Genomic DNA, 20,736 nt, shown 5'->3' with positions numbered 1-20,736 from the left:
CGCACGCTCACGCCCCGACCTGTTCGGCCACCACGCGGCAGAGTTGGTCGAAACGGCCCGTTCCCGTGAGGCTCGCCGCGGGCAGCCGGATGCCGAACTCCGCCTCGACCGCGAGCACGATCTGGATCTGCCCCAGAGAGTCCCAGCCCGGCGTCAGTCCGACACCCCCCTCGCGCACGTCCGCCCCGGCCCCCAGAACGCTGCGCACAGCTGCCTCGACGCGGCCGGTGAGGTCGTTCGGTGCCGTCCCCGGCGCCGGGGCCGCACGCTCGGCGTGCACCGGAGGGGAGGCAGGGGAAGCGGCCGGGGGAGCCGCCGCCTCCTGAGCGCCGTCCAGGGCGAACCGGGTGACGCCCTCCGGCGTGAGCCACACCCGCCGCGCCGGCGCGTCCGCCGCGCGCAGCTCCGCGGCGACCAGTTCCGCGACCTCCTCGGGCAGCAGGCCGAGGACGTCGGCCGGCCGGACCGCCGCCGAGTACCCGCCCTGGACATAGCCCGGCTCGACGACGACCGTGCGGATGCCGTGGGCACCGTGGTGGCGGTCGATGCCGTGCAGGACGCTCTCCGCCGCGGCCTTGGCGGCGACGTAGTCCGACCAGCCGCGCGGGTGGTAGCGCGTGGCCTGCGAGCCGAGCAGGACGACCACGCCGCGCTGGCGCACGAGCATGCCCTCGAGCACGGCGTCGGCCAGGTCGCGCAGCGCCGCGTAGCCGATCTCCAGGTGCTCCTGGTGCCCCGCCGCCAGCGGTGCGGCGGCCGCGTGCACCAGCGCGGTCGGGGTGCGGGCCGCGATCTCCGCAGCCGCTGCCGCACGCCCGGCGGGATCAGCCAGATCGACCGTCACCGACTGGACGGTGGCCCCGGCCTCCTCGCACTGCCGGACGAGCGGGTCCGCGCCGCCGCGGTGCACGAGCACGAGGTCCCAGCCCTGCCTGGCCAGTTCGCGGGCGACCGCGGAGCCGATGTCCCCGGCCGCGCCGGTCACCACGGCGAGCCCGCGGGCGTCCGCCGGGATCAGGCGTCCCCCGGTGGTCTCGTCGGGCCGGGGCCGCGGGGCCCGTACGGTCGTCCTGATCTCGCCTTCGAGGACGACCTCGCGGTCCTGGAACGCCAGGAGCCGACAGGTCAGCACCCCGGTCGCCGCGCTCACCGAGCGCACCTTGAGCGAGTAGTCGACGCGTCGGTCGAAGGCGACGGCACGCACCGGGCGGAACGCGGTGTCGAGGATGACCGCACCGGGGCCGGGAACGACCATGCCGATCAGTGCGGACACCGGACCGAGCGCCATCACCAGCGGCACGATCGGTGCGCCGAATGCGGTCCCGGCGGCGTGTTCCGGGTCGTGGTGGATGGGGTTGTGGTCGCCGGTGGCCGCGGCGAAGGCGGTGAACTCCGCGGCGGTGAAGCTGTGGCTGCTGTGGGCGATGTCGCCCGGCTTGACGTCATGCATGGTGGTTCTCCGGCTCGGTGTGGTCGTGGATCCGCAGCCATGAGGGGGCGGTGTGGTCGCCGGTCAGATCCAGGTGCCAGGTGCCCTCGGCGGCTCCGGGGGAGAAGCCGGCGTCCGCGAACACCGTGCGGCAGGGCGCGTTGCGTTCGGTCGGCACCACGAGGCCGTGCAAGCGGGTGCGGCCGTCGGCGGCCAGTCCGGCCGCCAGCACGCGCAGTACGCCGGCCTCAACACCCCGGCCCAGCACGCGGCAGGACAGCAGATACGCGTCCACCGTGGTCTCCGTGCCCTGGTGCGAGAGCACCAGCAGGCCCAGGTCCTCACGCGCGCTGAACCGGTCGGCCACCCCGAGGACCAGCACGTCCGACTCCGGAGCCGCGGCCAGCCTGCGCAGCTCGGCGCGCGTGTGGCGGCGGGTGGTCGTGTTGAACTGGTTGGTCTTCGCGCACAGTTGTTCCGCGCGTGCCGTGTTGCCCTCGGTCAGCGGGCTGAGGTGCAGCTCGGTCTCCAGCGAGGCGTAGAAGTCCTCGATCCGCTCGAAGCCGCGCCGGCGCCGCTCGACCTGTTCGCGTGCCCGGTACTGCTCGGTGCGCCTGCGATCGGCCTCGGTCACGTTGAAGACCGTGGTGAACGGGCTGTCCAGCAGCACGTCCGCGTATCCCGCCGGGTCCTCGGGCAGCTCCGGCACGATGACCTGGGGCAGGAACTCGCGTACCCGCGTGCGCTCCACGGGGTTGTCGTCGAGGAACAGGACGTTGGACAGGCCCACGTTGAGCCGCTCCGCGATGTCGGCGATCGCCTCGGCCTTCGGCCGCCAGCTGATCTCGGTTGCCACGAAGTCGTCCTCGCGCAGCACCATCCCGGAGTGCTCGCGGATCGCGCGCAGCGCCAGATCCTCGTCGTTCTTGCTGCACACGGCGAGTGCGATGCCGCGCTCGCGCAGCGACTTCAGCGCGCGCTGAAGCCTGTGGTGCGCGTTGCCGGGGTGGTCCGTGCCGACCTGGATGCCCTCGATACCGTCCTCGCCGACGACGCCGTGCCACAGGGTGTTGTCGAGGTCGGTGACGATGACCCGGGCGGTCCTGCCCGTCACCGACAGCGTCAGCCCCCAGAACCGGCGCGCCAGCGCCTTGCTGAGCGCCACACCGTGCGGGACGCGGCCCACCAGCCACAGTCGCGGGTCCACCAGGGGGCCGCCGTCGACCCGTGCGATGATCTCGGGCAGTTCGATGACGTGGACGTGGTCGTGCGCGCTCAGCGCCTCGCGCAACAGGCGGTCGGCCTCGCGCAGCAGCGCGCCGACGCCGGCCGCGTACGGCTGAAGCGGCGCGAAGGACAGTACGAACACGGGCCGGTCGGTGGTCTCGGCGTAGGCGGAGACCAGCCCGGTGTAGTGCTCCAGCGCGCCCCCGAGGCGCTCGCCGTCGGCGTCGTCCAGCTCCTCGACGCCGAGCACGTCCTCCAGCCGGTCGACGAAGAAGCTCGCCTGCGGGCCGAAGCCGCGCAGCGTCGAGTCCGGATCGTGGATCTCGCGGGCGAGGGTGCCGTACTCCGGTACGTACAGGGTGTGCGGCGCGAAGCCGAGCACCCGACTGCCCTCGGCGGCCATCTCACCGGCCAGGATCTCCAGGTTGCGCGAGCCCAGTACGGCCAGCCGTACGGGCTCGGCGGCCAGCTGGCGCGCCCGGTGCTCGATCACCCGGGGCTCCCGCAGCAGCACGTAGGGGTCGTCGGCCATCAGCTCACCGCATACGCGGGCGAGTTCGGTCGTGGCGACCGATTCCAGGGTGGTGCCCCAGAGCTCGGCGCGCGCCATGGCGCCGGACTCCCGCAGACGGTCGAAGACCGGAGCGAAGTCCAGTGTGGACTTCAGGGCCGTGTCCCGGACGATCATCTCCAGGTCGAGCCGGACCGGGCCGGTACCGAAGTCCGCCGTGCCGCTGACCGTCATGGGGTGCCGGTACGGCACCTGGGCCAGTTCCTCGTAGCGGTGTACTTGGGTGCAGGAGTTCCAGCCGGCGCCCAGGGTGACGATCCGGGCGCCGCGGCGCTCGAACACCTCGAAGACGGTGTCCGCGCCGAACGCGGTGTCCGAGCGGCAGGCCGTCAACTCGTCGGCCAACGGCCCCGCGACGGCGAAGGAGTACACGGGGTGCGGGGTGCGGCGGACCTCCGGCAGGTCGAGGAACCACTCGACCAGCACTCCGGTGTTCGGCACGGACCGCCGGTGGTGGTACTCCTTCGTACGGCAGAACTCGAAGGTCACCGCGGGCAGCGCCACGGTGATGCCGTCCGCGACGAGGGCGCGCAGCGCGGCCAGGAGGTCACCGCGCAGCCCGTCGGTGGGGGTGCGGAAGGCGAACAGTGACGAGTGCACCACCACCAGGCGGTCCGCCGGGTCGAGTACGGCTCGCAGGGCGGCGTGGATCTCGTCGCGTCGCGATGCGCCGCCCATCAGGACACGCCCGTGGTCAGCGGGGCCGGACGGCCGGCGAGTACGGCCGCCAGCGAGTCTGTCAGGAGCGCGTTCTCCCGCGGGGTACGGCACGACACCCGCAGGTAGCGGTCGCCGTCCGGCATGGACTTGCCACCGCAGTCCTTGAGCAGGATGCCGTGCTCGGCGAAGGTCCGGCGCACCACGGCAAGCGCGGAGACGCCCTCCGGCAGGCGGACCATCACGTAGTTGGCGTCCGGCGGGTACACCGTCACCCCCGGCAGGCCGGCCAAGAGTGCGGCCAACTCGTCGCGGTCCCGGCGGACTTGGGTGCAGCTGGCGGTGAACGCGTCCTGGTACCGGGGCAGCAGCCGCAGGAAGCACTCGGCGAAGCCGTTGACGTTCCAGATCGGCAGCGCGGCCCGGACGTCCGCGACGAAGTCCACGTCCGCCGAGAGCAGATAGCCCAGGCGCAGCCCGCCGATGCCGTAGACCTTGCTCATGCTCTTGACCACGGTCAGTCCCGGCAGTCCGGCCAGGTCCGGCTCCAGGCTGTGGCCCGGTGCGCAGAAGTCCACGAAGGACTCGTCGACCACCAGGCGGATGCCGGCCCCGGCCAGGGAGCGGGCCAGGGTCACCAGGTCGGCGCGTGGCACCGCCATCGACGTCGGGTTGTTCGGCGAGGTGATGATCACCGCGGCCACGCCCGCCTGCCGTGCCTCCTCGGCGACCCGCTCCGGGTCCATGGTGAACGCGGGAGCGGGCAGGTGGATGCGGTGGATGTCCGCCTCGTCGAACACCGCCTCGTACTCGTTGAAGCCGGGCACTACCAGGCCGACCCGGCCCAGCAGTCCCCCGAGGATCTTGATCAGCTCGGATGCTCCGTTGGCCACGACCAGTCGCTCGGGCGGCTGGCGGATCGCGGCGCCCAGCAGCTGTTGCAGCGCGCGGTGGCCCATCGGGTAGTGCACCAGCGCGTCCCGGAAGTCGCGCGCCAGCTCATCCACCAGTTGCGTTGGTGGGAAGTAGAGGTTGTAGAGCAGGCGGTGGTCGACGAGGTCGTAACGCCAGTAGCCGCCGTGGAGGTTCTCCAGCATCGTCAGTCGGTCGTCGGGGCTGCTGAAGAGGTATTCGGCCGCGCCGTGATCGGTGAGGTCGTCCACCTCGTACCAGCGCAGCCGCCCGCAGTCCACGCCGTGGACCGGGAAACGGCCCGCCGTCACGGTGTCGGCGATGACCTGCTCGTAGTAGGCGCCGTGGCCGCCGCCGGCGATCAGTTTCTCCAGCGCGGGGACGAACTCCTCGCGCAGGTACTCCTCGCGCAGCAGGTGCACATTGACCGTCTTGAAGGTCTTCGTCAGGTCGAGCCCGGGCCCCTGCTGTGCGGGCAGCAGCATCGCCGAGACGGTGCCGGCGGCGTCGAGGGTGACCACAGTGCCGTTCATCGGCGGCCGGTACGGGGCGAGCGCGGTGACGACCTCGCCGTCGGCCGCGGTCAGCGCGCCGAGCAACGCACCGTCGAACACCACATCGCCCTCGATCAGGTAGACGTCCTGGTCGAGGTGCTTGTGGGCCAGCCACAGCGAGTAGGCGTTGTTGGTGGTGCGGTAGGCGTCGGACTCGACGTAGCTCACGTCCATGCCGGCGAAGCTCTCACCGACCACGGTGCGCACGTCGTCGGCGAGGTGGCCGACGACGAGGACCGTCTCGCGGACGCCTGCGGCGGCGAGGTTCTCCAGCGTGCGGATCAGGATGGGCTTGCCGGCCACCGGAAGCAACGGCTTGGCGTTGTCGAGCCCGAGGCGGCGGCCCAAGCCGGCCGCCAGGACGACGGCCTTGGTCGGCTTGGTCATGCGTGGATCTCCCCCGTGGTCGTCACGTTGTGCAGCAGTTCGTCGAGAACGATCCCGCCGATGTCGTGCTGGTAGAGCCAGACGCCGTCGGCCCTGCGGGTGTAACTCGGTTCGCCGCCGACCTCGGCGGACGGAGCCAGCCCCGCTCCCAGTCCGTACGCGAGGAGCCGCGGGTGCGCCGTGCCGTGCACGTCGACCAGGTGGCCTTGGGCGGTGACCACGGTGCCGGTGGGGCCGACGGCCGCACTGACCGGTGTGCCGTCGGTGCGATGGATCGGCGGCAGGTTGGCCTCGAAGCCGTTGGCCATGACGATGACGTCGGCCTCGGCGAGTGCGCGCTGCGCGGCCTCCAGGGCCGCCGGGTCGGTGACCTGCACGAGGCGCGCCGGTGCCGGGCCGGTGCCGGGCAACCGCAGGGCGGCCCTGGCCAGTTCGTGGGCCCGGCCGCGCAGGCCGCCGTAGCGGTTGACCCGTCCGTTGGTGGGGCAGACGTCGAGCACGGGGTCAAACGGGTAGCCGTCGGCGCGCGCCTCGTCGGGACTGTTGTAGAAGAGCCGGAGCCCGCTGCGGTGGATCACGGTGATCTCGTCCGCCTCGGGGGCCAGCAGGTGGACGACCGACCATGCGCTGTGCGAGCCGCCGACGACCACGGCCTTGCCGCGCACCGGGGGCAGGGGCTTTCGCGCGTCGATGAACGACTCCGAGTGCCACACCTTGTCCCGATGGGGGAGCAGGTCCAGTCCCGGGACGATCCCGGCGGTCCCGAACCCGCTGAGCGGGCGGCCGCCGGTGGCGATCACCGTGCGCTCGGCGGTGAGTTCGCGGCCCGATCCGGTGGTGACCACCACGCCGTCGTCGGCCAGCTCGATCGCCGCGACGGCCTCGGGCACGACGGTGCACCGCGGGTGCGCCGCCAGCAGATCGGACACGACGGCGCCGAGGCGGGTGAGGAAGGGGGCCACCACCGACAGCGGCGGGTGCTCGTCGGAGTGGGCTCTCAAGCGCCGGGTCTCGGGCAGGTCGCGCAGTGCGGCGAACGGCGCGCTGTCGCTGAGGCCGTCGAGGCACTCCAGGAACGGCCCGCCCAGCGAGTTGGCGCTGATGCGGTAGTGCGCCAGACCGCCGGGGCCGATCGGCCCGGGTTCGACGAGGGCGATGCCCCGGTCGAGCAGATCGTCGAGCCGACCCTTCCTCGCTGCGGCGATGACCGGTCCGAGCGCGGCGGGTCCGCCGCCGCAGAATACGAATCCCAAGGAATTGTCGGCAGACGGCAAGAGACTTCCCCCAAGAAATTGACAACGATCCACGCGTAACTGACCGGCAATTCGCGTCACATTGAGCCAGAAGGCGGCGGAACCGAGTACGGAGCAAATCAAACACGAGGTGAACGAAAGGTCAACCCCCGGTGATCAAGTGTGGCGTAGGTCGCCAAACCCCCTGCTAGCAGCCGTAGTTGACAAGACCCGTGGTTTAATGTCCGATCTCGAACAAGGGGTGTGGAATGGCAAGGGTCAGCATCTGTATACCGGTGTACAACCGCCCGCAGGAGGTGGAGCGGGCAGTGCGCAGTGCGCTCGAACAGACCTACCAGGATATCGAGGTCGTGGTGGTCGACAATGCGAGCACGGACGCCACATGGGAGGTCGTCACTAAACTCGCAGAAGCCGATCCGCGTGTTCGGGTACACCGAAATGAATCAGTGATACCGCGGGTGCGGAACTGGCGTTGCGCGGTCGAGCTCGCCGAAGGCGAGTACGTCAAACTCCTTTTCTCCGACGACTGGATCTCCCCGGACGCGATCGCCCGCTCGGTCGAGGCACTCGACCGGGCACCCGACGCCGGCTTCGTGTTCACGGCGATGACTTGGCACCGCCAGGTGCCCGAGACCTTCTATCGGTGGCGCGAGGGGCGGATGTCCTCCCTGGAGTTCCTGGTCCGGTCGGCGACCGTCGAGGACCAGGTCCCGGTCAGCGCCTCCTGCACACTGATCCGCCGGGCAGACCTCGTCGACGTCTTCCAGGACGAGCTGCCGAGCAATCTCCCCTTCGACTTCACGCACGGCCTCGGCCTCGACGGCACCCTCCTGTGGCGTGTCGCCGACCGCTATGCGAACGTCCACCATCTTCCCGCGGACCTTGCCCACTCGGCCGATCCGCATGCGGGCGAACCCAATACGCGCATGCAGATCGGCGCGCAGCAGCACGAGATGATGTGGTGGGCCTACCGCAACGCCTTCGCCCAGTCGCTACTGGCCTCCCGCCGACCCGCCGCCGAACTCCGGGCCCTGCGCACGGCCCTGCTGGTGTCCTGCGTACCGCTGCGGCCCTCGGCGGTGAGCCGGCGCAACTTCCGCTTGTTCAGGCTGATGTTCCCGGGGCAGTGGTGGAAACTCGCGCCGCTGGCGGCACCGGTGCGGTCCCTGGTGCGGCGGCGCTTGAGGGAGCGGCTGGACCCGACGATCCCGCTGTGACATGTCGGGATGGCGAACTCCGCCTCGCCCAGGCGCTCGTACAACGATCCGCAGGGCGCGGATGCTCCCCCGCCTTCGTCAGTTGCCATCCCCACCCGTTCCGTTCAGCTCCCCCGGCGGTGGCGTTCTCGGTGGACCGAAACGCCGGACCGGTCAAAGGATTTCGCGCGTACAAGAAGCCGGCGCAGCAGCGCCCGGCGGCAACCCATCGTGATCACCCTAGAGCGTCACCGCACGGCTGCACTGTGGCGCATCTCACTGCACTGTCGATGGAGCGCTGCCTTTGCCCTTGCTTTGCGTCGGTCCGCACGGGCGAGCTGCCCATGCAGCCTGCGGTGCGATGCCGCGCTGCCCTCAACTCGCGCGTGGAGTACGTGGATCCGAACGTCAAGGGCATGGGCAAGCTCCGCCACGTCGTCGAGCAGGCGTTGCAGGCTTGCCAGTCAGCCGCGGCTCCAGGCGATCCTGCACGGCAAGTCGTCGATCGAACGGCACCTGAACGAGGGGCCGTTGCCACGAAGGCAGCCGCGTCGTACTCGTGGCCTCCGTCGAAGTGCAACGCGCTCCCAGCATCTCCTTCCGAGTAGCGCGGTGGCCGGTGAGACACAGATCACGCCAAGGTGGATGCTCGTACCCAGCGTGCATGCGTAGCTTCGAATGTCCGGATTCCCCGGTCCCTTATGGCGCGTTCCACGCCGTCCGCCCCGCTTGGCGCGCCCTTGTTCGGTCACGCTCCGTGGATCACTTCGGCGCGCAGTCCCTCCGCAATTCCATTTACCGGGTGATCATTCCGGCTTAAAGTCCGGTACTGCTCGGACGGAACGCCTGACGTTCCACACTTCCCCACCCTCAGCGGACGGAACGTCTGACGTTCCAGACCTCCCCACCCCCCCAGCAGACGGAACGTCTGACGTTCCACACCCACCCCCAGCGAGGGACCCTGTGAGTGACGTCAACGGCCCCCCACACGTCTACCGGATCGCCATCGTCGGATCAGGACCAAGAGGGCTCGCGGTCCTTGAACGCATCGCGGCGCGGCTTCAGACCCCCTCCCACCGTTCCAGGATCGACATCCACCTGATCGACTCGACCGAAGTCGGGTGTGGTCGCATCTGGCGCACCGACCAGGACGATCTCTACCGGATGAATACCGTCGCCGATGAGGTGACCATGTTCTCCGGTCCCGTGGACGACGGGCCGGTTCGTCCAGGCGCGGGTCCGTCGCTCGCCGAATGGTGGCGGTCTTGCGATCCGCACGTGGGGAGCAATGAATACGCTCCCAGAAATCTCTACGGCCGGTACATGCGGTTCGTCCTGGCGGCGACGAAGAAGGCCCTGCCGCCGTCGGTCTCCTTCGAAGGGATTCATGACTGCGTCCTGGACGTGTACCGGGAGTCCGAAGTCTTTCATGTGCGGCTCGAAAGTGGGCGAATACTCCGGGCCGACAGCGTCGTCCTGGCAACCGGGCACGGGCTTCCTCGGCTCAAGGGGAGCGAGCTTGCTTTTGCGAAGTTCGCCGCCCGAAAGCCCGGAATACGGTACATCCGCAACGAATCTCCCGCTGAGATGAATCTCGAAGAAATTCCTGCGGGTGCACCGACCGGGGTCATCGGACTCGGTCTTTCGGCCTACGACGTGATCTTTTCGTTAACCGAGGGGCGTCAAGGAAAGTTCCTCGAGGTCGCGGAGAACGAGTACAGCTACCAGCCCAGCGGTCACGAGCCGCTGATCATCGCGGGCTCCCGAAGCGGGCTGCCGTTGCCCGCCCGAGGGCGGAATCAGAAGGCGCCCGACTATTCCTACCAGCCCACTCTGTTCAGGGCCGATGAGATCCTTGAAAGGTCTTCCGGTCGTCCCCTGGACTTCCGGTCAGAAGTCGCCCCGTGGGTCTTCGCCGAAATGCACCTGGTGTATTTTTCGACGCTTGTGCGCGGTCTGGCGGGAGAATCCTCAGAGGATGAGTTCGTTGAGGAGGTTCGGCAGCAAGGTGCCAGTGATCCCTTGGCGATCAGGGACATTGCCAAGGCATTCGGGGTCCACGCCGAACCGATCGACTTCTTCGCCCTGGCGCGTCCGTTCGACGGGCTCTCCTTCGTATCGCGGGAGGACTTCACGGACCATGTGATGGCGTTCATGCGCAGGGACCTCCAACACGCCGAGGTGGGGAACCGGCTCGATCCGCTCAAGGCCGCGCTGGACGTCCTCAGGGATACGCGCAGCGAGATACGTAGGCTGGTGGACTTTTCGGGGCTCACCGCGCAATCGCACGCGAACGACTTCCTCGGCTGGTTCGGTCCCCGAAGCTCCCTGCTGTCCTCGGGGCCGCCGAGAAAACGCGTTTATCAGTTGCTCGCGCTTCTCGAAGCCGGGATCGTGCGCATCGCCGGCCCGAGTGCCCGTTTCGGGGCCTGTGAGTCCACCGGACGGTTCACCATCGGATCGCCGGCGGTCGCCGGCTCCGACACAGAACTGGACGTCCTCATCGACGCCAGGATTCCCGGTACGGATCTGACCCTGGAAACCTCTCGCCTCATGGTCAACCTCCGTGACCGGGGGATGTTGACGGAATACGTCAACCGCAACGGAGAGGAAGCCTTCAGGACCGGCGGTGTCGCGACGACAGGCTCCCCTTTCCATTCGGTAGGGCGAGATGGGTCGTCACTTGAGGGCTTGCACGTGATCGGTATTCCGACGGAGAACACCCGCTGGTTCACCTTCGTCGGAAGCGGCAGGCCCGGCCCCTGGAATGAGTTCTTCAAGGACGCGGACGCAATAGCCGAGCATATGCTCGGCCGAGCAGGATGAGGCATCGTGGAAAACATAATAATGACGCCGCTCAAGGTGTTACTCCGCAATACACCGCAGGAATGGTCCGACGCCACCCAAAATTCGGCCTACCTATTGACGGGCACGGACCGCGATCACTCTCCGGAATGGATTAAGGCCCACTACGGTGGGGCGTTCCCGGAAATCGAGTGCTTCCAGAATTACGCGATGAACGACCTGGTCGGGAAGCGGGCCGACCAGCTGCTCGCGAACGGCGGGTTCAAGCGGATCATCCCCATGGCGGAGGCCGACGTCCTGCGAGCGGCATGGCTGCGCGAACGGCACGGACTGACAGGTATCCGTCCTGAGGACGCGGTCTACATGCGCGACAAGTTCCTCATGAAGCAGTGCGCATCTGCGGCAGGCGTTCCGGTGGCCGAGTTCAGGAAGGTCCGCAACGCCTTCGAGCTGCTCGACTTCGCCGACGTGGTCGGCTTCCCCGTCGTACTGAAGCCGATCTCGGGCAAGGGATCGGCCGATACCTTCATCCTGGACTCGGAGGCGGAGCTGGACTCGCTGCTGAGTACGGGAATCTTCGCCGGGATCGACCGCGAGCCGGACATGCTCGCCGAGACCTTCGTCGAGGGGACGCAGCTACGCGTCGACGGCTACTACTCCCAGGGCGTCTGCCGCTTCATGAGCGCGGCTCGGTATATCGGTAGTCATATCGATTTCCTTCATGGCGGGTTCATGGGCAGCACGATGCTCGACGCCCGCAGCGAACTGTCCCGGGAAGTCATCGGATTCACCAGGAATCTCCTGGAGAAGGTGCTTCCCTTCGGACCCGACGGGCTCTTCCACGTGGAGCTGTGGCAGCGTCCGGACGGCGAGCTCGTCCTCGGCGAGGCCGCACAGCGGCTCGGCGGCGGCTCGATATTCGAAGAGAACCGGGCCAGTTTCGGGGTCGATTTCAAGATGGCCGCGGTCCGTGCGTTCTGCGGTTTTGAACCTCATGACTGGCCGCGGACGGAAGCCCTGCAGCGGCAGATCTCGGGGCAGACGACGATTTCTCCCCGACCCGGGGTCCTGACCAAGGTTCCTCAGTCGGCTCCGTTCGACTGGGTGCTGGACTACACGTGCGCCCCTGCCGGACGGCGCTACCAGGCCATGCAGCACACCAACGGCGAGATCGCGACCTTCCTCGTTTCCGGCGCGACCAGTGACCAGGTCGAAGAGCGTCTTCGCGCATGTGTCGACTGGTTCTACGCGAACACGGAGTGGTCGGATGCGTGAGGGAGCAGCAGCGGTTGCCGGACACCTTCTCATGATCGGTGGAGCACGTGAGGTCCCGCGGAACTGCTTCCAGGCCGCTCCCGGACTTCGGATCAGCGTGCTCTGCCGGTCGGAGGTCGAGGGCAAGGTCTGGGACAGGAAGGACCTGCACCGGCTGCTGATCCTCGATCGTGCGACCAGTCGGGAGGAATGGCTGGGCATCGCCCGGACCATCCATGAACACGACCGCATCGACGCGATCGTCAATTTCACCGAGTCGGACGCGGACAAGACCGGATACATCGCCGAGAAGCTGGGGTTGCGGTGCTACTCCGAGCAAACCGCTCAGTGGGTCACCGACAAGTACCTCATGCGCGCCCGCCTGGGCGAGACGGGTGTCGACGACACTCCCGCGAGGAGGGTCCACGGTGCGGACGAACTCGCCCAGGTGGCTGGGGAGTTGGGGTACCCGGTAATTTGCAAGCCCGCAGGAGGTATCGGAAGCCGGGGCATCAGCAAACTGACGTCCCCGGCGGACGTCCCTCAGGCATTCACGTGGAGCATGGAGGGAACCTCGGGCCTGGACGCGGAAGAGCTCATAGTCGAGCCTTTCCACCAGGGCCGGGAGTTCAGCGTCGAGTGCGTCAGCGAGACAGGCCGGCACTTCGTAGCGGGGATCACCCAAAAGTCCATCGATCAGAACAGCTTCGTCGAAGTCGGGCACCTGGTGCCGGCTCCGCTTCCCGAGGCGGAGGCGGCGGCCATCGCCGACACCGTGCGCCGGATGCTGGACGCGCTTGAGATCCGGGACGGCGCGACCCACACCGAGGTGATCCTCACCGAGGACGGTGTCCGGATCATCGAAACCCATCTGCGCTACGGCGGCGACCGGATCCCCAACATGCTCGCGGCCGCGACGGGGATCGATATCCAGAAGACCTGGGCTCGTCAGGCGGTCGGCCACTCGATCACCGCGGAGATCGAGGAGGCGATGAAGCGTCACCGCAGCGGCGAACGCGCGGAGTTCGCAGCGATCCGGTACCGGTGTGCTGACCGGCGGGGCGTGCTCACCGCAGTCCACGGCATCGAGGAAGCTCAGCGGATGCCCGGCGTGGCGGAGGTCGCCGCTGTTGCCGGTGTCGGTGAGCAGGTCGGCGATCTCACCGGTTCGCTCGCACGGCTCGCGTTCGCCTGGGCGCTCGGCGCGACGCCGGAGGAAGCCGCCGAGCGTGCTCGGGCGGCAGTGGACTCGCTCACCTTCGACCTCGACGAGGAACCGGAGCGCCGCCCGTGATGCTGCGATCCATGTCGACCAGTGTCCGCCTCCTGGGCATCGCCGTCTTCTTCAACCTGCTGGGCCGAGGCGCCTTCATGGCCTCCTCGGCGCTGTATTTCACCAAGTTCGCGGGGGTGACGCCCGGCCAGCTCGGCGTGGGACTCACGATCGCCGGTGCCACCGGCCTCCTCTCCGGTGTCCCGTTCGGGCACCTCGCTGATCGGCGGGGCCAGCGCGACGTGGCCGCCGTGCTCCTGATCCTCAGCGCGCTGGCCGCCGTGTGCTTCCTGGTGGTCGACGGATTCGTGCAATTCACGGCGGTCGCCGTCGTGTTCACGTTCATCGAGAGAGGCGCCTACGCGGCGCGACAGGCGGTTCTTTCGACCCTGACCGCCGGTGAAGACGCGACCCTGGCGAGGGCCCAGATCCGCACGATCGGCAATCTGGGGGTCGCGATCGGCAGCGGTATCGCCGGCCTGGCGATCTGGGTCGACACCCGAGGGGCCTACCTGGCCGTGATCGGCTTCAACGCGGTGTCCTATCTCATCTGCGGTCTCATCCTCTTCGCGCTGCCTCGCATCGCGGCCGTGCCGGTGAAGCCCGGCGCCTCCAAGCTGCCGGTTCTGCGGGACCGGCGGTATGTGGCCGCCACGATGGTGAACATGATCATGGTGATCCATTTCGCCATGCTCGACATCGGATTCCCTTTGTGGATCGTGCAGTACACCAGTGCCCCGCACTGGATGACAGCGGTGCTGATTCTCTTCAACACCGTGGGCTGCGTCCTGTTTCAGGTATCCGCGTCACGCAGGATCGGAACGCTCGACTCGGCGCGGCGGTCGTGGCGGCTGGCCGGCTTCCTGTTCCTCGGCACCTGCGTTCTCACGGGCCTGACGAACGGCGTTTCCGGAGTCGGTGCCGGTGTCCTCTTGCTCGTCGCGGCAGGTCTCCATCTCTACGGAGAGATCATCCAGTCGGCAGCCGGCTGGGTCATCAGCATTGACCTCGCTCCTTCCGGCCAGAACGGCCAGTACCAGGGACTCTTCACCACCGGATTCGCGTTCTCCCAGATGGTTGCCCCCTTCGTCATTTCGACCCTGGTCATCGAGAACGGAACGATCGGCTGGGTCTGTCTCGGTGCGACGTTCGCGCTCGCCGGTATCGCGATGACCCCGGTGCTGCGCAACGCCGACGAAGCGCCGTCGGCCGGCCCCCACGACAAGGAGATAGCCCGCTCATGAGTTCTCGGCCCCCTGTGGCGGTTGTCACCACCGTCACGTCTGACGCCCACACTTGGAACCTGGTCTACCTGCAGCTCCTCCTCGAAGAGCGTGGGTGGCAGGTGATCAATCTCGGCCCCTGCACACCGATCGGACTCGTGGTCGAGTCCCTCGCCGAGTCGGATGTCGACCTCCTCCTGGTCAGCACCGTCAACGGCCATGGCCTCCTTGAGGCTCCTGCCCTGCTCGACGCCGTCCTTCACGTGCCGGAGCGAGTCCGTCCGCCCGTCGTCCTCGGTGGCAAGCTCCACACCCACGGAGAGGTCGGCGACGACGAAGTGCGGCGCCTACGCGATATGGGCTTTGCCGAGGTGTTCGTCGGAGAGACGGCCGTCGATACGTTCCACGCGTACCTGTCCGGCTTTTCGGCAAGTTCAACGGCGAACGCGGCTTAAGGATTGGCAATCGGTATGTCGAAGATATCCAACTTCGGCGCGTATATCGCCGAGGCGAGGAACCGGGGCGAACTGGTTGTTCAACCCCGCATGGGCTTCGCGAGCCCTGAACTCATGCGAGCCGGTCTCGATGCGACCCGCGGCGCCGGCCCTCGCGTGGTAGGGACCGTCACCCTGGACAGCTTCACGCGCACGGGGCAGTTTCTGCGGGCCGGCCGAGCCATCGCTTCAGGCGAGTCGCTCAACGGCTACCCGCTTGTGTCGCACGCCGATTCGAGCAATTCCCTGCTGTTACGCGACATGGACCTGGATGCTTTCCCCGTTCAAGTCCGGCATGGATCGCCAAAGCCGCAGGAAATCTTTCGGACCATGCTCAGATTCGGTCTCACTGTTTCCGAGGGAGGTCCGGTTTCCTATTGCCTGCCCTACAGCAGGGTGCCGCTGCGGGAATCCATCGACGCCTGGGCAGAGGGATGCCAGATCCTTGCGGACGGCGGGCAGGGTTCCGCACACCTTGAGACCTTCGGTGGCTGCATGCTGGGCCAGCTGTGTCCACCAAGTCTTCTGGTCGCCCTCAGCGTCCTCGAATGCCTTTTCTTCGTGGAGAACGGCATCCGCAGCGTTTCCCTCAGCTACGCCCAGCAGGCAAATCCGCAGCAGGACCTCGACGCGATCCTGGCTCTGCGTACCCTCGCCGAGGAACACCTCGTCGATATCGACTGGCACGTGGTCCTCTACACCTTCATGGGTGTCTACCCGAAGACCACGGACGGCGCCACCGCGCTTCTTCGAGCGAGCGCCGAACTTGCCGCAACCTCCGGCTGCGAACGTCTCATCGTCAAGACGACGGTCGAATCCCAACGGATCCCCACCATCGCGGAGAATGTCGCTGCCCTCCGCATCGCCGCGAACGCCGCCCACGGGGTCCCTCGCTCCGCGCGCTTGCCAAGCAGCGAAGTTCTTCACGATGCCGCAGCCCTCATCAACACCACGCTCTCCCTCAAGAGCACGGTGGGGGAGTCCCTCCACGAGGCATTCCGCCTCGGGCTGCTCGACGTTCCCTACTGCCTCCACCAGGACAACAGAAACCAAACGCGAACCTCGATCGACAGCGACGGCTCCCTCCGGTGGGCGTCCACGGGCGGCATGCCCCTCCCCGCGCAGTCACGACCGGACGAACGAGGGGGAGCAGCCGACCGCCTCCTCCAGATGCTCTCCTTCAACCAGCACCGCTTCGACGCCCTCCAGCCTCGGACTTTGACCGGCGGGCTGTCCGACCGGTGAGCACACTCGCAGAAAGTGCCGGCTCGGCTGGAGAGGGCGTGGCAGGCGTCGGCGGGGGCGTGTCGATGGTGTAGAGGCGGTGGCGGCCCGCACCGCGACCCCGCTGGTGCTCGCCCGCAAGCCAGGCAAGTTACCCGGCTCCCTCCATACGGCCCCCTACGCGTTGGAGTACGGCAACGACCGGCTCAAACTCCAAAAGGGCGCCGCCCTCCCCGGGGAACGGGTGCTCTACGTGGACGAGGTGCCGGCCACCGGTGGCACACTGGACGACGCCGCACAGTTGGTCGCCGAATCCGCCGCCCACGTCGCGGGATTGGCCGTCGTCGTCGAACTGTCCGGCCTCGGCGGAGCCGAACGGCTCTCCGTGCACCGTCTGCTCACGCTCTGCGAGGTGGGACCATGACTTTCGAATCGGACCCGACGCTCTCGGCCCCCGCGGGCCACGGCCAGGCGGAACTCCTCGCCGGCCAACTCGCCCGGATGGCCCGTGACTTGTACCGGCGTGGCTGGATGCCGGGCACCTCCGGCAACCTCTCCGCCCGCTTGCCCGGCCAGGATGGCCACGCCCTGATCACCGGCAGCGGCCGGGACAAGGGCGAACTGACCGCCAACGACATGGTCGCCGTACGCGCGAGCACCGGGGAGACCGTCCGCCAAGGCCCGCTGAGGGCCTCGGCGGAGACTTCGATCCACGCCGCCGTCTACCGTTCCACCGCCGCCGGCGCGGTCATCCACGTGCACGCACCCCACGCCACCACGGTCGCCTCCCGCACCGGCGGCGCACAGGTCGCCCCCCTGCTCCTCGAACGCTTCGAACTGCTCAAGGGACTGGGACTGCAGGACCCCTCGCACACCGAACTACCGGTGTTCCCCAACTGGCCCCAGGTCCCCAGGATCGCCGACGAGGTGGCCGCCTACCTGGCCGCCAACCCCCAGGCACCCCCCGGACTGCTCATCGCCGACCATGGCATCACCGCCTGGGGAAGCGACCTGGCGCGAGCCAGAAACCACCTGGAATGCCTGGAAGCCATCTGTCAGTTGCTGCTGCTCGGCGCTCGGCCGGCGCTCGCGCCGACCATCACCGCCGCGGAGACGAAAGGGGACCGCTCATGACCCTGTTGCAGGTCATGCCGGACGATGCGCCCGACGAGGTACTCGTCCACACACGTGACGAGACCGAGATCGCCGAGGCGCTGCGGGTGTGTGAGGTGGAGTTCCGGCGCTGGCCGCTGCGCGGCGTCATCGTCCCGGGCACGGCGGCAGAGGACGTCCTGAACCAATACCGCTCCGACATCGACCAGTTGTGCGCCGATGAGGGCCTGCGGGTCGTGGACGTCGCCCAGTTGTCTCCGCAGGACGGACCCGAGTGGAAGGCACAGGCGGCAAAGGCCCGCGCGGCGTTCCTGGACGAACACCGGCACGCGGAGGACGAGGTGCGCTTCTTCGCACACGGTCGCGGCTGCTTCTACCTCCATGTGCACGGACGGGTCTACGCGGTGGTGTGCGAGGCCGGCGACCTGCTGTCGGTCCCGGCCGGCACCCGCCACTGGTTCGACATGGGGCCGCGCCCGGACTTCTGCGCCATCCGCTTCTTCAAGGAGGAGGACGGCTGGGTAGGGGACTTCACCGGCGACGCGATCGCGCGGCGGTTCCCGGGCCTGGAGACCCTGCCGGCGGCCGACCTGTGATCACGGCAACCGTACGGGCGGTGGTCCTCGACATCGAGGGAACCACCGGCTCGCTCTCGCACGTACACGACGTCCTCTTCCCCTACGCACGCCAACGCCTGGCCGACTGGTTCACCACGCACCGCAACGACCCACGGCACGCCGAGATCCTGCAGTCCGTACGGGACTCGACCGGCACCCCTGACCTCGACGACGCCGGAGCCATCGCCGTCCTGACGGCCTGGGCGGACGCCGACGTCAAGGCGGCACCGCTGAAGCGGCTCCAAGGACTGATCTGGGCACAGGGCTACGCGGACGGCACGCTGACCGGACACGTCTACCCGGACGTGCCCGAGGCACTCGACCGATGGCGCGCGGCCGGAATCGGCGTCCACATCTACTCGTCCGGCTCGGTGGGTGCGCAGCGGGACTGGTTCGCCCACAGCGACCACGGCGACCTGACGCATCTGCTGCTCGGCTACTTCGACCTGGACCGGGCCGGGCCCAAGCGCGAGCCGGAATCCTATCGGGCGATCGTCCGGGCCATCGGCGGCGAGCCCCCGCACACGCTCTTCCTCAGCGATGTCGCGGAGGAACTGGACGCGGCGGCTGCCGCCGGCTGGCTCACCGCCGGCGTGCGGCGCGCCCGTGACCCGAGGGGCCCCATCGTGCCGGGGCACCCCTCGGTGCCCTCGCTCTCACTCGACCACGTACGGCTCCAGGCATACCGCCCCACAGACCCGGACGACACCAACAGCACTCACCCCACAGGCCCCACGGACGAGGTATCCCAGACATGACCACGCGGGGATCGACGCGGCCGAGGCAGGGCCGCGTCACCCCGGTGGGGTCGGTCACGCGGTGGTGCTCCCGTTCGCGTAGCGCGCGGCCAGCTCAGGGTCGCGCTTCTCCAGTGCGGCGGCGAGTTCGACGATCACGTGGCACTGTTTCACCGTGGCGTCGTCCTGCATGGTGCCGTCGACCATGACGGCACCCGTCCCGTCCCCCATCTGCTCGATCACGCGCCGTGCCCAGGCAACCTCCTCGACGGTGGGGCTGAAGACCCGGCGGGCGATGTCGATCTGGGCCGGGTGCAGACTCCAGGCTCCGACGCACCCCAGGAGGAAGGCGTTGCGGAACTGGTCCTCGCAGGCAACGGTGTCCTTGATGTCGCCGAACGGCCCGTAGTAGGGCAGGACGCCGTTGGCCGTGCAGGCATCGACCATGCGCGCGAGCGTGTAGTGCCACAGGTCCTGCTGAGCAGTGGGCCGCCGCCCCTGGATGTCCCCGTCCACGGGGTCGGCGCGCACGAGGTAGCCGGGGTGCCCGCCGCCCACCCGGGTCGTCTTCATGCGCCGGCTCGCCGCGAGGTCGGCCGGGCCCAACGACATCCCCTGCAACCGGGGACTGGACGCGGCGATCTCCTCGACCCGGGCGACGGCGCCCGCGGTCTCCAGCACGGCGTGCACCAGGATCGGGCGCCTGATCCCGGCGCGGGCTTCGAGCTGGGCCAGGAGCCGGTCGACGTAGTGGATGTCCTCGGGTCCGCGGACCATCGGCAGGATCACCACGTCGAGGACGTCGCCGATCTCGGGGACCAGGGTGAGCAGGTCGTCCAGGCCCCAGGGCGTGTCGATGCCGTTGACCCGCGTCCACAACTGGCTTTCCGATAAGGGAGCCTCCTTGGCGATCCGTACCAGGCCGGCCCGGGCGGCGTCCTTGTTCGCGGCGGTCACCCCATCTTCGAGGTTGCCGACCAGGACGTCCACCCGCTTGGCGAGGTCCGGCACCTTGGCCGCCATCTTGGCGTTGCTCGGGTCGAAGAAGTGGAGCATGCGGGTCGGTACGGCGGGGATCTGGTCGAGCGGTGCGGGGGCACCGACCGCCAGCGGCTGGAGGAACTGCCTGGGGGGACGCATCGTGCTCCTTGCTGTCGGGATCCTGGGCCCATGGGCGGGGCCGGGGCCCCGCAGGCGGGAGCCGAGTGCCGCGGCATCGATGGCCGACGACCGCAGGTGCCCCGTTGTGTCGGGCACCGCACTCGCGAACTCCTCGAAGTTACCGACAGGTATCGCATGCGTCGAGCGATTTTAAGGAACGCGAACACACACTCCGACACCTTTACCGAACCGGCCGACACGACGAGCCATCAGGATTCGGACGGAACGCCAGAACCGATACCCATAGCGGCGAATCGCCCCTTGACAACGGGCCGATACAACGAAGATCCTCAACAACCGGTGCGGTGAACTTCAGGTACTCCCACAAGTTTTCCCGCACGGCACCCGCCCCCGGAGGCCCCCTCGGCCTTTCTCCTGCAAAACACCTGCCGTCCGTACCATCGCCGTTACGGACGACAATCGGTGCGTCGGATCCCGGCTGTCAGGGTGGCAGCCGATCGACGCCGCGGACCGCACCGTCACGACGGATCGCGCTGCGCTCCGCCGACTTCCGTCCATCATGTGACAGAGGCCATCGTGTGGCCTTCGTCTCTTCCTGAATCCCCCCATTCCGCATCCTTCGAAATCTGGCAACTGCCTTGTGTCAGAGGCGAGTTGTCACATCCCCCACGTTCCCTCACCTCCCCCC

At 68.3% G+C, this 20,736-nt stretch carries 16 protein-coding genes; 11 read left to right on the top strand and 5 right to left on the bottom strand.

What is annotated here, in order from left to right; genetic code table 11:
* Positions 1-7: 7 nt before the first annotated feature.
* Genes B073_RS0119365 through B073_RS40420 form a run of 4 tightly spaced genes read right to left on the bottom strand, consistent with a single transcriptional unit; the run spans position 8 to position 6,990 of the window.
* Complete coding sequence (locus B073_RS0119365) at positions 8-1,450, bottom strand: SDR family NAD(P)-dependent oxidoreductase (RefSeq protein WP_018539741.1); 1,443 nt, start codon at positions 1,448-1,450, stop codon at positions 8-10.
* Positions 1,443-3,905 carry an HAD-IIIC family phosphatase gene (locus tag B073_RS0119360; protein ID WP_018539740.1) on the bottom strand — a complete coding sequence of 821 codons (2,463 nt, stop codon included), beginning with the start codon at positions 3,903-3,905 and terminating at the stop codon, positions 1,443-1,445. The genes B073_RS0119365 and B073_RS0119360 overlap by 8 nt, the downstream gene beginning before the upstream one ends.
* Complete coding sequence (locus B073_RS0119355) at positions 3,905-5,737, bottom strand: aminotransferase class I/II-fold pyridoxal phosphate-dependent enzyme (RefSeq protein WP_018539739.1); 1,833 nt, start codon at positions 5,735-5,737, stop codon at positions 3,905-3,907. The genes B073_RS0119360 and B073_RS0119355 overlap by 1 nt, the downstream gene beginning before the upstream one ends.
* Complete coding sequence (locus B073_RS40420) at positions 5,734-6,990, bottom strand: hypothetical protein (RefSeq protein WP_018539738.1); 1,257 nt, start codon at positions 6,988-6,990, stop codon at positions 5,734-5,736. The genes B073_RS0119355 and B073_RS40420 overlap by 4 nt, the downstream gene beginning before the upstream one ends.
* Before the next feature lie 248 nt (positions 6,991-7,238).
* On the opposite strand from B073_RS40420, the gene B073_RS42830 reads away from it, so the two are divergent.
* The 11 genes from B073_RS42830 to mtnC all read left to right on the top strand — a co-directional run bounded on the left by B073_RS42830 (position 7,239) and on the right by mtnC (position 18,947).
* Positions 7,239-8,207 (top strand): glycosyltransferase family 2 protein, encoded by a 969-nt coding sequence (locus B073_RS42830; protein WP_078508082.1) that lies wholly within the window; start codon positions 7,239-7,241, stop codon positions 8,205-8,207.
* A gap of 942 nt (positions 8,208-9,149) precedes the next feature.
* Positions 9,150-11,012 (top strand): FAD/NAD(P)-binding protein, encoded by a 1,863-nt coding sequence (locus B073_RS40410; RefSeq protein ID WP_158690158.1) that lies wholly within the window; start codon positions 9,150-9,152, stop codon positions 11,010-11,012.
* Positions 11,013-11,033: 21 nt separating this feature from the next.
* Positions 11,034-12,266, top strand: coding sequence for an ATP-grasp domain-containing protein (locus B073_RS0119335; RefSeq protein ID WP_018539735.1), 1,233 nt, complete (start codon positions 11,034-11,036; stop codon positions 12,264-12,266).
* A gap of 31 nt (positions 12,267-12,297) precedes the next feature.
* The gene (locus B073_RS0119330; RefSeq protein WP_158690157.1) at positions 12,298-13,539 is read left to right on the top strand and encodes an ATP-grasp domain-containing protein; all 1,242 of its coding nucleotides are present in this window, start codon (positions 12,298-12,300) and stop codon (positions 13,537-13,539) included.
* Between the two features lie 11 nt (positions 13,540-13,550).
* Positions 13,551-14,762 (top strand): MFS transporter, encoded by a 1,212-nt coding sequence (locus B073_RS0119325; protein ID WP_018539733.1) that lies wholly within the window; start codon positions 13,551-13,553, stop codon positions 14,760-14,762.
* Positions 14,759-15,196: a cobalamin B12-binding domain-containing protein gene (locus B073_RS0119320; RefSeq protein ID WP_037812137.1), complete on the top strand. Its 438-nt coding sequence runs from the start codon at positions 14,759-14,761 to the stop codon at positions 15,194-15,196. Before B073_RS0119325 ends, B073_RS0119320 begins: the two co-directional genes overlap by 4 nt.
* Before the next feature lie 15 nt (positions 15,197-15,211).
* Positions 15,212-16,480 carry a hypothetical protein gene (locus B073_RS0119315; protein ID WP_018539731.1) on the top strand — a complete coding sequence of 423 codons (1,269 nt, stop codon included), beginning with the start codon at positions 15,212-15,214 and terminating at the stop codon, positions 16,478-16,480.
* Positions 16,481-16,559: 79 nt separating this feature from the next.
* Positions 16,560-16,883, top strand: a complete 324-nt coding sequence (locus tag B073_RS40405) for a hypothetical protein (RefSeq protein WP_018539730.1) — start codon at positions 16,560-16,562, stop codon at positions 16,881-16,883.
* Positions 16,880-17,593 carry a methylthioribulose 1-phosphate dehydratase gene (mtnB, locus tag B073_RS0119305; protein WP_018539729.1) on the top strand — a complete coding sequence of 238 codons (714 nt, stop codon included), beginning with the start codon at positions 16,880-16,882 and terminating at the stop codon, positions 17,591-17,593. Before B073_RS40405 ends, mtnB begins: the two co-directional genes overlap by 4 nt.
* Positions 17,590-18,168, top strand: a complete 579-nt coding sequence (locus tag B073_RS0119300; protein ID WP_018539728.1) for a 1,2-dihydroxy-3-keto-5-methylthiopentene dioxygenase — start codon at positions 17,590-17,592, stop codon at positions 18,166-18,168. The genes mtnB and B073_RS0119300 overlap by 4 nt, the downstream gene beginning before the upstream one ends.
* A complete protein-coding gene (gene mtnC / locus B073_RS0119295) occupies positions 18,165-18,947 on the top strand; it encodes an acireductone synthase (protein WP_018539727.1) in 783 nt (260 codons plus the stop codon). Before B073_RS0119300 ends, mtnC begins: the two co-directional genes overlap by 4 nt.
* A 54-nt stretch (positions 18,948-19,001) precedes the next feature.
* Here the strand turns inward: mtnC and B073_RS0119290 are convergent, their stop codons facing one another.
* On the bottom strand, positions 19,002-20,066 hold the full coding sequence (locus B073_RS0119290) for an HpcH/HpaI aldolase/citrate lyase family protein (protein WP_018539726.1): 1,065 nt from the start codon (positions 20,064-20,066) through the stop codon (positions 19,002-19,004).
* Positions 20,067-20,736 lie beyond the last annotated feature (670 nt).

The organism is Streptomyces sp. MspMP-M5 (assembly GCF_000373585.1).
Taxonomy (GTDB): domain Bacteria; phylum Actinomycetota; class Actinomycetes; order Streptomycetales; family Streptomycetaceae; genus Streptomyces.
The sequence above is the reverse complement of the archived record's forward strand: the minus strand, read 5'-3'. Positions and strand labels throughout refer to the sequence as shown.